Source organism: Bacteroides sp. 51 (assembly GCF_010500965.1).
Lineage (GTDB): Bacteria > Bacteroidota > Bacteroidia > Bacteroidales > Bacteroidaceae > Bacteroides.
The window spans coordinates 62,469-75,677 of the sequence record NZ_QVMI01000012.1 but is presented as its reverse complement, the minus strand read 5'-3'; the positions used below and the strand labels follow the sequence as shown (position 1 = coordinate 75,677).

Below are 13,209 nucleotides of genomic sequence, written 5' to 3'. Positions count from 1 at the left end.
TCTTAAAAGTTAACTCTTATTCCGAAATTATAAACACGTGTCATGGGATACTTCATGAAGGTGCCGTAGGCCGCGCCGGAACTTTCCGGGTCATTCGCCTTAAATTTAGAGAAGGTAAGCAGGTTATAACCTGTGGCATATAAACGAACACTGCCGATTTGCGGAACTCGTGGTATTTTCCGGAACGTATACCCAATCTCTACATTCTTCAGGCGGATGTATGAAGCATCTACCAGCCACACCTCCGAGTTTTGAATGTTGTGTGCCTGATTGGCAAAAGTAATGCGCGGCAATGTAGCCGAATGTGCGTTATCTTCGCGCCAACTGTTATCATAAACCCATTGAGACAGCGCGGTTTGATTACTGGAACCAAATTGCGGGCGGTAGTACATATCTAACTGGCGGCTTACGTTCGTTGCCCCAATCCACAGCATGGATATATCAAAATTTTTGTAACTCAGGCTCAAGTTCAGCGATCCGTTGTATTCGGGAATGTCGGTGAATCCGATGGCATGTACGTCGTTGGTGTCAATCTTTCCATCGCCGGTGAGGTCGACATATACGCAATCGCCGGCCTTTATTGCTGCTCCCTGTTCGGGCATGGGGGTGCCGTATTTTTGCTGATAGCGGTCTTCGGTTTGCCCGGGCTCGTAGAACTCGAAAAACTCATAGCCAAAGGGTTGACCTACGGGGTGGCCTTTGCGATACAGATGTTCGTAGTCTTGTTTCACCTCCATTTGTTCTTCCACTTTATTGCGTGCGTAGGTGATGGCGGGAGAGATTGAGTAATGGAAATCGCCGATGCGGTCTTCCCATTTAAGGACGATCTCGTATCCGTGGTTTTTCACCTTCCCGAAGTTCAGGGAGTTCGATTGCATTCCTGTCAGGGAAGGCAGGATGGCAGCGTTGGAGGCAAGAATATCTTTGCGACTCTCGAAGAAGACATCTACGTTTACACTCAGTTTATCGTCCAGCATTTTGAGGTCGATACCATAGTTTTGTTTGGTGGCCGTTTCCCAAGTAACGAACGGGTTGCCCGAAGAGGCTTCGTAGGCACCGGGTAGCCAGTTGTTGTTATTGGTTCCGAAGTTTGCCGTACCGTTTCCGCTTCCGTTGGGGCCACCGCCTATGAATTTATAGCTGCCCGGCAGGTACATAAAACGTCTTCCTCCCATCGCATCGTTTCCTACTGTTCCTAATGATGCACGTATTTTCAGGTAGGAAATAGCCTTTCTTAAGGGTTCCCAGAATTTCTCAGAAGAGGCGATCCAGCCCACCGAAGCCGAGGGGAAGAAGCCGTAACGTTTGCCGGGGGCGAAGTTTTCGGAACCGTTGTAGCCGATGTTCATATCCAACATGTATTTAGTGGCATAGTCATACGTTGCACGGCCCACCAAACCTACATATCCGGAAGGAATAGACCGATATATCTCTCCTTGCGAGTCCCAGGGATAATACGTTTTCGACTGGTTGTAAAGTGCCATTGCGCCAACGTTATGATTGCCGAACTTGCGTGCATAGTTCAGGCTTGCTTCTGCATACCAGTTGCGGCCGCCCCACTTTGCTTCGCTGTAAGGAAGGGGGTATGTGTCTCCACTTTTGATCAGGATCACTTGGGGATTTCCGTTTTCATCGACCAGTCCCGGCTGTGTGGTGGCCATGTAGGTAACTCCCGTTCCGTAGCCGTTCTTGCGGTTTTTCTGTTGGGTATAGTCTGAGTTGTATGAGCCTTTAATCTTGAAGTCCAGGCCTTTGGTTATGAAGTCCAGTTTCAGTTGATATTGAAGGTCGAGGTTAAGCACGTTTTTACTTTCTTTTATATACCCCAGGTTGTAGAAGGTTTCCAGTCCGTCGCGGTCGTAATCGCCAACAAGCGAACGGTCGGCCACGATGTGACGACCTTCGGAATCTATTCCATAGCCGGCCATAGGAGCTGCATATTGCAGGTAGCGGAACAGGTTGCCTTCGCCATCGCCTATAATATTACGATCCTCGACACGCCCGCCAATGTTGATGGACAGTTGACTCAGCTTGGTTAGGTTCAGGTCGATATTGGCGCGGTAGTTGTAGCGTCTGTACTTGAAGTTGGCTTCGGAATCGGTACCAAAAGTCTTAAACAAACCATCCTGATCGAGCAAGCCTACGGAGATAAAATATTTGGCCCGGTCGTTTCCGCCCGAAACATTGGCATTGTACTGACTCTGCCATGCGTGGTCTTTCATGATGTAGTTGAGCCAGTCGGTATCCGGGTAAAGCATGAGCATATCCCTGTCTTTGAAATGTTGGATCGCTTCGGGCGAGAATCTCAGGTTATTCGGAGATGTTCCATCGCCCAACTGCGCATTGTTATAAGCCTTTGCATAAGTGTATGAATCGGTAAGTTCGATGAAATGCGTAATTTGCTGAATGCCGGCAGATGCGCTGAATGATACGCTTGGTTTACCGGATTCGCCTCGCCTTGTGGTTACCAGGATTACCCCGTTTGCACCTCTTACTCCAAATACTGCCGTTGCGGAAGCATCTTTCAGAATGGTAATATCGGCCACTTCGTTCGGGTCGAGTTGGCTGAACGAACGTTCTACACCATCGACCAACACCAGCGGTTCGGCGTTGTTAAAAGATCCGATACCGCGCACACGGATAACAGGGTCATCGCCTCCGGGAATGCCCGAGTACTGCACAGATTGTACACCGGGAAGCTTACCGGCTATCGCATTTCCCAGCGAAGCCGACGGCGATTTCAACAGTTCTTTGTTGCTGACGTTTGAGATAGCGCCCGTAATCGTTACTTTCTTTTGGGTGCCGTAGGCAATAACGACAACTTCATCGAGTTGCTGGCTGTCGGGCTCCATTTCTACATTGATGTGCCCTTTAGTCACATTTACGACCTGGCTTTTGTAGCCTAAATAAGAGAAAGTCAACGCACTTCCCAATGGAACATTGCCCAATGTAAAGTTCCCGTCAACATTTGTCACAGTACCTGTGCCTGCATCTTTCAATGCTACAGATACGCCTATCATCGGTTCACCCATCTCGTCGGTGACTGTTCCTTCTACCTTAATGCTTTGTGCAAAAGACATGTTGGGCAGAATACTGAATAATGATAGTACACACAAAAAAATAAATCGGTGTTGTTTCTTCATTTGTATCAGAATAAAGTTTTAATGAATGCGTTTAACGCTCTCTCATAAATGTGTATTGCATTTATAATATGGCTAATCAAACACTCGACAAAAATAGGATGAAACAAGATACAGGGGGGTACTTCTATGTATCAAAAGCAGCCCACAGGCGTATTCAACGAAGGAAATGATACATGAGAGGTCACTTTAGGATACAACAAATGAGGCTGCCTCTATAAATGAAGAGACAGCCTCACGCATGTTATCCTGAAATACGATTACCTACACAGAAATTCTATTCCCATTCGGGGAACTGAGTAATATTCAAATCTAAAGAAGCGATTTGTTTCAAGTCGGTTTTATTAAGTTCAAAGTCAAACACATCTAGATTCTCCTGCATATATCCTTTGTCTGCTGTTCTCGGAATGGTAACTATTCCGCGTTGAATAATCCATCTCAAAACAACCTGAGCATTGGTTTTATTATATTTCTTACCAATAGCAGCAAGAATTGGATTGTCGAAAACACCATTACGACCGCCTGCAAAGGGCGACCATGCTTCCATCTGAATATTCATTTTCCGCAAATCGGCCTGTGCCTCGTTTTGCTGGAAGAAAGGATGAGCCTCTATCTGATTCACGGCAGGTTTAACTTTCGCATAAGAAAGCAATTCTTTAAGCTGTTTGGTATCGAAGTTACTCACACCAATGGCTTTGATTTTACCTGCTTCATAAAGTTCTTCCATTGCTTTCCATGATCCTTTCACATCGCCACGTGGACGATGAATGAGGTAAAGGTCAATGTAGTCTACACCCAATTTCTTCAATGAGGTTTCAAAAGCCTTCTTAGTGCCTTCATAACCGGAATCGGCAACCCAAAGTTTTGTGGTGATAAAGAGCTCTTTGCGATCTATTCCACTTTTCTTGATTCCTTTTCCTACCGCTTCCTCGTTTCCGTAAACCGTAGCCGTATCAAGCAAACGATAGCCTAATGAAATGGCTTCTGCCACACTATTCTCGCCAACAGAGCCTTCAAGGGAAAGTGTACCGAAACCCAGAACAGGCATTTTTAGTCCATTGTTAAGGGTAATTTCGGGGATAGACAAGGGCATTGTCGATTGAGCAAAAGACATTAATGGCAACATCATCACCGTCAAAAGAAATACATTCAGTTTCTTCATATTGTTTCTAATTTGATTTTAATAAACACTCTTATTTATATGTTTCGGCTAACTCCCGATACCATTTCTGCATCACAAAGAAAGCCTTCTTTTTCTGTCCTTTATCAGAGATTAATCCTTTACGGTTGAAATCATCCTGTATTTCGGGCACATGGCGGCGTGGAGAGCGGAAATCCTTTAATATCCACGGGGTAGTTCCAGCTAGTCCGGGAATACGTTTTAGCATATTGACATGACGAATATAAAGGTCTTCCTGATATTCTTCCGTAAAACGCTCTTTGCTCGAACCATGTCTTCCATAAAGAGCACCGCCTCCAAACTCACTGATAAATACAGGCTTATTGGAATTGAACACCCAGTTTACACGGTCGCACTTTTCCGAATCACCATCATACCAGCCTACGTATTCATTGAAACTGATAATATCTAATAATTTATCCAGCGGATCATTAACGGTCAATACGCCTGGTTGTACCTCTTCCTTTTCCATAGCGGCACCAATCAAACGAACGTTGTCCAAGCTCCGGGCTTTATTAATCAGGCTGGTGAGGAACGTCAATCGGGGATCGCTTAACGGTGTTTCATTAGCGACAGACCAGATGATAATGTTGCAGCGGTTCTTGTCGCGACCAATCATGTCGCACAACTGTTGCTCGGCGTTGTTGTATGTATCCTTGTTTTCCCAGTGAATGGTCCAGTAAACCGGTATCTCCGACCAAACAAGTAATCCCATACGTTCGGCTTCACGAACCATTTCTTCATTGTGTGGATAGTGTGCCAGACGAACAAAATTGCAACCCATTTCCTTTGCCCAACCCAATAATGTCTGAGCCTGGTCTCTGGAATAAGCACGACCACTATAATATGCCGTTTCTTCATGGATACTGATACCTCGGCAGAATATTTCCTTGTTGTTCAGCAATATTTTAGTTCCTTCCGTGCGGATTGTACGGAAACCAACTTCATCAGACACCACATCTGTTTCAGCAGATAGATTTACTGCATATAATTTCGGAGTTTCCGGTGACCAGAGTGCAGGCTTGGCTTTTATTGTGAAAGAAGCATATCCATTGGCATCCGTTGTAACCTCTTTCTTAATCTTCAATTCCGGAATATTCAGTACTACTTTTTGTTCTTTTGTGACGCCATCCAGCTGTACCCAGCCTTCAATTGTATTCTCTTCATTCTTTTTCAACTGTACATAATAATCGCGGATATATGTAGAAGGCATTTCTACCAATGTAACTGAACGAGTGATACCTCCGAAGTTCCACCAGTCGGCATTTACCGTCGGCACGCCTTCCGGAATACGCTTATTGTCGACTTTTACCACAAGGCTGTTTGTTCCATCCTTCAGCAGGTCGGTGATTTCATAATTGAAAGGAGTAAATCCACCAATATGCTTACCCAGACGTTTACCATTCAACCATACAATGGCTTCATAGTTCACTGCTCCGAAGTTGAGAAAAAGGCGTTTACCCGGCTTCAAGTCATATTCGAAATGCTTGCGGTACCACACTGTTCCTTCGTAATAGTAGAGTTGAGGACGCTGAGTATTCCAATCACCGGGAACAAACAAGAGTTTATCTGTTTCAAAATCATATTCCTGGAGTTGGGTTTTATCAAGATAAGTTTTATCCTGAGCATACCCGCCGTCGTAAGGCCTCAACCGGTAATCATAGTAGCCGTTCTCGAAAGGGTCGACGATGGTTTTCCATTGTCCGTCAAGTGAGGTTGTCTGACGTGCACTCACATTCATAATCTGAGGAGCCTGCTGTGCAAAGGAAACAAGCGGGGCTAACATCAATAAGAGTATTAAACTTTGTTTTAGTCTTTCTTTCATAATAAATTATACGTTTATAATAATTTTCAACCTTTTGCTAAACAAGGCAAAAGTAGAACGAAATCAGATAAAACAAGGCCTGTTTATGTATTATAAATACTCTTCGGATGTATCATCAGAGAGTTTTTTCGGGTTTTTCGCATACTCGGATGGCGATATATCAAACTCCATGCGGAAATTCCGGGCAAATATCTTCGGCGAATTGAAGCCTACAGCATAAGCTATTTCCGAAACCTGCATCTGGCTTTCTTCCAATAGTTGCCTGGCTCGCTTGAGTCTGATTATCTTAATAAACTCGGAAGGGGTTTTTCCGGTAATACTAACCAGTTTCTTATAAAGATGCCCACGCGTAAGACCAACAGCACTACTTAAAGTCTCAACAGAAAAATCAATCTCGTCGATATGTTTCTCTACAATGTTGATTGCTTTAGTCACCAATTGTTCATCCAACGAGGTAATTGTTATTTCACTAGGGTTCACATCGACAACCTGCTTGAATGTTTTATGGGATTTTTCCGTCCATTCAACGAATTTGTTAATCCGAAGCTTTAATATATTGAAATTGAAAGGCTTCGTTATGTAATCATCGGCTCCATATTCCAACCCTTGTATTTTATCTTCTTCAGTAGTTTTAGCAGTCAGGATAATCACCGGAATATGTGACCAGTTTATGTTCGTCTTTATTTGCCGGCATAATTCAAACCCACCCATTACAGGCATCATCGCATCACTGACGATGAGATCAATATCGTCCCGCCCAAGAATATCCAAAGCTTCCTTCCCATTATAAGCTTTTAAAACAGTGTATTCATCTTTCAGATTATCGTACAGAAAGTCTATGAAATCATGATTGTCTTCTACCAGTAACAACTTCAAAGTAGTATCACTTTGGTGTTCATGATGATTTTTTATATCATTCGATTCGGATTCTTCTATAACTTCCTCCTCTATTTCATTGGGTACAAGTAGTGGTATAGTAAATGTAAAGATACTACCATTGGGCGCATTATCCTCAACATATATCATACCTTTATGTAATTCGATATACTGACTCACAATGTGAAGCCCGATGCCACTTCCGGTTTTTTCACCATCCTGTATGGTTTGGTAGAAGCGTTCAAATATATGTTTCTTCTCATCATTAGGTATTCCACATCCATTGTCGGCGATGCTTACCCCTACATTTTGGCCGTTGCGGAATATTGTCACACGAATCTGGCCGCCGTCAGGGGTATATTTGAAGGCGTTGGACAGCAAGTTAAAAATGATTTTACTAATTTTGTCGGCATCGAATAACATGAAGACCTGATCTATTTCAGAAACAATGGTAAATGCAATTTTACGCTCGTTGGCATAGATCAGGAATGAATCTACAATGTTGTTAACATAAGAAACAAACTCATTGGGTATCAGACGCAGAATTTCGGCCCCAACATCCAGCTTGCGAAAATCGAGCAGTTCGTTTACCAAGTTCAACAACTGTTCTGCATTACGATAAATCAGCTTTAGCTTCCTAACGGTTTCGCCGTCTTTCATATCTTCTATCATCACCTGGAGGGGAGTAATAATCAACGCCAAAGGGGTACGAAAGTCATGACTGATATTGGTAAAGAACCGAAGCTTCATTTCGTTGAGACGTATCATATGCTCACGTTCCATGTTAATTTGCTGTAATGCCAGTTTTTTCCTATTTTTATGCTGAAGTCTTTTCCACTGAATGACCAGGAAGATCACAACTAATAGGGAATACAGGCAGTAAGCGTACCACGACAGCCAGAAAGGAGGGAGCACTTTGATGTACAACACGGAAGCATTTTCATTCCACACCCCTTCGCCGTTACTGGCTTTAACAATGAGCTGATAGCTTCCAGACGAAAGATAGCTAAAAGACACTTTATTGTCGGATGTGTAAATCCAATCTTCATTCAGTCCTTTTATCATGTACGCATAACGCACTTGTTCCGAAGTAATAAGATCCATAGCTGTGAATTCTACAGTAATTAGCCTGTCATAATACTCCAACTCCACTTGCTCTGATACTTGTATCTCTTTATTAGATATTTTTAATCCGGTAAACATTACCTTCGCTGGTCTTAGTTTTTTCTCATTCAATTCACGAAGATTTACTACGGAATAACCATCGGATTTGCCTAATGCCATCGCCCCGCTACTCAAATAACACATCGCATATTGGTTGAGCTTATTATCAGAAAGGTCATCTATTGCCGAATAGTTATCAAAGTTAAAGTTGAGAGAACCATCCACAGCGGTGGTAACCTTTACTACCGAACATCCGTTATCCATCGCAATCCAAATATGGTTACGATCATCCTCAGAAATAGCTTTTACTATATTTCCCACCAATCCTTCATCTTTATTGATGTAATAGAGTGTATCTTTTTTCAAGTCCCAGACTGTCACGCCTTTATTGTGCCCCAACCAGAGCAGCCCTCTTTTGTCTTGATACACACTCTGTATATGTTGTCGTAGAAACTTTTGTGTTCCTTTACTATTTCCAGCGTACATATTTCTTTCCAGCGTTTGCATATCAATCCGACACACGCCTGACATTGTTCCTGCATATATGTATTTCTCGCCGTCGCAGATGATATTAAAAACATAAGTATCATGCTTGTTTTCGGAATCAAAATCGACAAATTCATCCGTTGCAGTATCCATCCGTTGCAGGCAACCCCACAAAGCACCTATCCATAAATAACCGCTTTTGTCTATACAAAGTGCCCAAATGCTGTTGTCCGAAAGTTTGCTGTTGGATGTAGTATATTGTTTTAGTTTTCCATTATCATAGCAAATCAACCCATTAAGGTATGTACCAATCCACAACCTCCCTTTATCATCCTGCACCATGGAAACTACAATATTTCCGGGAATATTGAGTTTTTTTATGATGGAATCAGTAAACGGTTTTTTATATACAATTCCATGCCCATCGGTACCCAACCATATGTTATTGGCTTTATCTTCTATGATCACATTGACGTTTCTATAATCATCACTCTGGTAGTTCCTGAATTTCTGATACCGGCTGTGATAGCATGAAACCCCATTTTTTGTATAACCAATCCAGAGAGCATCCTCGTCATCATAATACATGCATTCTATGGAATTTCCTTTAATTGACGTCTGAGATAACGGATCATGCAGGATGTTCTCCATTCTGTTATTTTCCTTGTCATAAACAAACAAGCCTTTATGGTCAGTAGCTATCCATACTCCTCCATTTTTATCCATCTGAATAGAATGTACAAAATTACTCTGAGTACTTTGAAACGATTCCAATATGATATGTTCCCAAAGCTTGTTCACATCCTTTTTATAATATACATCATCGCTTCGACTAGAGAATAACCATATACCTCCCTCACCATCTTGATATATTTTATTAATATATCCGGATTCTTCAGGCAATGGAATTTGCTTCCAGACCCCTGCTGCTATATGTAACTGGAATAACTGATTATCTTCACTTAATACACAAACATGCGTATCATCATCAGCCATTCCCGATATATTTGCCCTACTCTGTAACGAGAACTCTTCCAGATGATGCTCTTTTAACTGATAATAAAATAAAGAATGATCTGATACTATCCATAAATCTCCCTTTCTATCAGTATAGACGAATCGTAAAGAACCAACAGAAATGCCCAGATCTCTCAATATAGGCGCAGCATCATAAAAAGAGTCTCTATCGCGTAAATAGACCTTGTAAACACTCCAACCTCCAACCCAGATGTTCCCATTTGCATCTTCCTGTAAACTGATGATATCTCTCTCCATCAGTGAGTTTGGATTTTCTGGTTCGTATTCGTAGGTCTTAAACCGTGTTCCATCATAACGATTCAATCCAAATGCGGTTCCTATCCACAAAAAGCCTTGCCGGTCTCTTAATAAAGACCTTACTTGATTGCTTAAAAGTCCGTTATCCGTAGGTAGATGATGAAATACAGGAGATGCCTGCCCCCAGATTGTACAAAAAGGGAGTATTAGAAAGATAAGAATGAAATAATGTCTATTTTTCATGTATGAATTCACATAATGAGTATAGTACAAATATACGAGAAATGCTTCTAACAAAAAGTCTTCAATGTATCTTATGAGGGATAGATATGTATCTTTTGTTTCTATAATAGTGAAATGGTTCAATGTAGTAAATTGATGAATGATTTGGAATTCATCACTATGCTTCTTATATCCTACGTTAATAATAGAAAAACTCTGGTATGTTTTATATAGAAAGGATCGTTCAAATAGCTGATTTAATTTAAATAATTACAATAAAATACTTAGAATTATAATCAATTATCATATTATTGCTATATTTGTAATATATATTAAATATGAATACAATTCAAACATATAAGAAGATAGAACAGTATCGACGAAGTCAAGGTATAGAAATACCTAAAGACAGTACGATTAAATCTCGTTTCTACCATTGGAAGAAGCAGGGTATACTGACTAATGTCCGTAAAGGGGTCTATTTACCGTCTGATCTTCAAGACAAGTTTCGGATTGCCTGTAATGCGGTTGATGATGGCTACTTAGTATATCATGCAGCTTTAGAATACTACATGTTGCAAACACAGGAATTTAACTGGTTATATGTACATAGCCCATCTAACTTTCGTATTTTTAATTATCAGAACGAATCATATATTTACAAACCTGTTAAATTCTTGCATAATCCCGTTATTATTGATGAAAAGGAACCTTATCCTATTAGGGTAACATCTTTAAGTCAAACAATTATAGACTGTCTTTATAATATAAATCTTGCAGGCGGACTGGAAGAATTGTTATATGCCATTTCCGAGATTGCGCCATCAAACATTCAGGAAGAAGATATGCTCCATTGTCTGAAACTTTATAATAGCAAGAGTTTGTATCAGAGGGCAGGTTTTATCTTATCTATTTTCAAAGAGCCATTACGACTTTCAGAGTCATTCTTCAAGGTTTGTAAAGCAGGTATGGGGAAAAACATTAGTTATCTGATCAACCCATATCACTGTGACTCATTTTCAAAGGAATGGAATCTTTGTATCCCTGGAAATATAATGAAACAGATTAAAAAAGATATTTATTATGAAATTTGAATATACTAAAGCAGATATCGAAAAAGTGGCTTGTGAAAACAACTACACGATTAATAATGTGGAGAAAATCTTACGTCTATCGTTTATCTTGAATGATCTGAATACACTCTCCGATTTCAAAGGTAAGCTATTGCTAAAAGGAGGTACTGCAATCAATTTAGTTGCATTCGATGAATTACCTCGTTTGTCTGTTGATTTGGATCTGAATTTTGCGATAAATCTTTCAATAGATGAAATGATTGAGCAACGAGAGAGCATAAATCGTGCTTTGGACTCTTATTGTTTGGAGAATGACTACACTAAGACTAGTCGAAATTCTTTTGCTTTGGATTCTCTATCATTGCTTTACACAACTACAACTGGTAGTTGTGATAAAATAAAGCTCGATATTAACTATCACAACCGTTGCCACATTTTTGATGCTGTAGAAACCAATATAGCATATCCTTTTTCGATGAAAGACTCTTCTCTTTCAGTGGCTCACGTAGCTATTATTGAGTTGTTTGCAGGTAAAATAAAGGCATTCTATGAGAGGTGTAAACCAAGAGATATTTACGATATATATAGTCTTGCTAAATCCGGAATACTATCTACTTCGGAAGAGCGTGATCTTCTAAGAAGAAGTATTGTGTTTTACAGTACATTGGGTAATACGGAGAATCCTAAGACACTGGAGCAGGATATTAGTCACATTTTGGATATGCCTTTTCAAGATATTAAAACACAGTTACTCCCTATGTTGCACATCAATGCAGGCAAGTATCCCAAAGATGAAATTAACCATACTGTAATTGATTATTTATCTTCTCTTATGCAGCTACAAGAGGTAGAGAAGCAATATATGGAAGAGTTCTTTAAAGGGAATTATGCTCCACACTTACTTTTTGATAAGGAAATTGCTACCAGATTACTTTCTCATCCAGTGGCATTGAGAACTCAACAGCAAATTAAAGAAGTGAAATCATGAGAATCTATTGATATTAAATGGGATGATATGTATTAAAAACAATATACAAATTAACGAAAAAATCAGTTCTTATGGCAACAGTCGAATTCTATGCAAATTTAAATTACGATTTCTCCATTTATGAAGGTGAAGAGGAACTCTTTGGACTTACCATTGGTGGTTTCAATGGGTTGCAACCTCTACGCGTTAAAGACTTTGATGAACTGGAGTTGAAGTCTGCTCGCGATATTATAGCCTGTTATTTGACTCCCATCAAGTCGATAAATCAAAACTCAACTTCATATGGCTTAAAGCACTTGGTAGAGAATGCTCTTAGAAAAGAAACGGACGGAAAAATTAATTATGTGAGCAATGGCACGCTGATCCTTGCTATGTATGATGCCGGATTCCGCATCAAACGTTTAGCCGGTTCTTCTCCAAACTGCTATTTCAATGTATCAAAGAAGAGTGTAAACGATTTGGTGAAGTACGTCAACAGATAGAACCAGTAAACAAAATCCTGTTTTTTTTAAGAAAAGCCATTTGATTTGTTTTTAGGGTGTTTACGTATTTTACCATGATTAAAAACAGAAGACAAAGGCTGAAAACGCATGAATGAAATTATCATAGCAGGAAAAGGAATACTTCTCATTCTTCTTGTAACCAAAATAAAAAACTCTCATAAAACAATTTAATGGATCACCAGTGCAGAGTGCAAGCCTTTATATATAAAGGGCTCGCACTCTGCACTGGCCATGGACAGCAAAATATAGATAAATCACTTATTTAGAGAATGTTTGGTACTTTGTTCAAAAAGTAGTAACTTTGAACCTAATAAGAAAAGATGAGGATTAACATTCCCTATTCTGAGAGACATCTATAACAAAAGTGTGCTTTATAGCCATTTGATGTCCAAAGTTTATTGACAATTTGTAATGTATTAGAAATAAGCCGATTATACGCACGGTTCGTATTCCAGCTGGATCACCAGTAAAAATGAC

General features: G+C 40.4%; 7 protein-coding genes. 3 read left to right on the top strand and 4 right to left on the bottom strand.

Annotated elements, in window-relative coordinates:
* Positions 1-2: 2 nt before the first annotated feature.
* The 4 genes from D0T87_RS11125 to D0T87_RS11110 all read right to left on the bottom strand — a co-directional run bounded on the left by D0T87_RS11125 (position 3) and on the right by D0T87_RS11110 (position 10,189).
* Positions 3-3,143 carry a TonB-dependent receptor gene (locus D0T87_RS11125; protein ID WP_163175200.1) on the bottom strand — a complete coding sequence of 1,047 codons (3,141 nt, stop codon included), beginning with the start codon at positions 3,141-3,143 and terminating at the stop codon, positions 3-5.
* Between the two features lie 274 nt (positions 3,144-3,417).
* Positions 3,418-4,302: an aldo/keto reductase gene (locus tag D0T87_RS11120; protein WP_304521305.1), complete on the bottom strand. Its 885-nt coding sequence runs from the start codon at positions 4,300-4,302 to the stop codon at positions 3,418-3,420.
* A gap of 31 nt (positions 4,303-4,333) precedes the next feature.
* Complete coding sequence (locus D0T87_RS11115) at positions 4,334-6,145, bottom strand: glycoside hydrolase family 2 protein (protein ID WP_163175199.1); 1,812 nt, start codon at positions 6,143-6,145, stop codon at positions 4,334-4,336.
* Positions 6,146-6,235: 90 nt separating this feature from the next.
* A complete protein-coding gene (locus tag D0T87_RS11110) occupies positions 6,236-10,189 on the bottom strand; it encodes a hybrid sensor histidine kinase/response regulator transcription factor (protein WP_163175198.1) in 3,954 nt (1,317 codons plus the stop codon).
* A 317-nt stretch (positions 10,190-10,506) separates the two neighbouring features.
* On the opposite strand from D0T87_RS11110, the gene D0T87_RS11105 reads away from it, so the two are divergent.
* From D0T87_RS11105 to D0T87_RS11095, 3 genes are all read left to right on the top strand, one after another.
* Complete coding sequence (locus tag D0T87_RS11105; RefSeq protein WP_163175197.1) at positions 10,507-11,262, top strand: hypothetical protein; 756 nt, start codon at positions 10,507-10,509, stop codon at positions 11,260-11,262.
* The gene (locus D0T87_RS11100; RefSeq protein WP_163175196.1) at positions 11,252-12,229 is read left to right on the top strand and encodes a nucleotidyl transferase AbiEii/AbiGii toxin family protein; all 978 of its coding nucleotides are present in this window, start codon (positions 11,252-11,254) and stop codon (positions 12,227-12,229) included. Before D0T87_RS11105 ends, D0T87_RS11100 begins: the two co-directional genes overlap by 11 nt.
* Positions 12,230-12,300: 71 nt before the next feature.
* Positions 12,301-12,711: a hypothetical protein gene (locus D0T87_RS11095; RefSeq protein ID WP_163175195.1), complete on the top strand. Its 411-nt coding sequence runs from the start codon at positions 12,301-12,303 to the stop codon at positions 12,709-12,711.
* Positions 12,712-13,209: the final 498 nt, after the last annotated feature.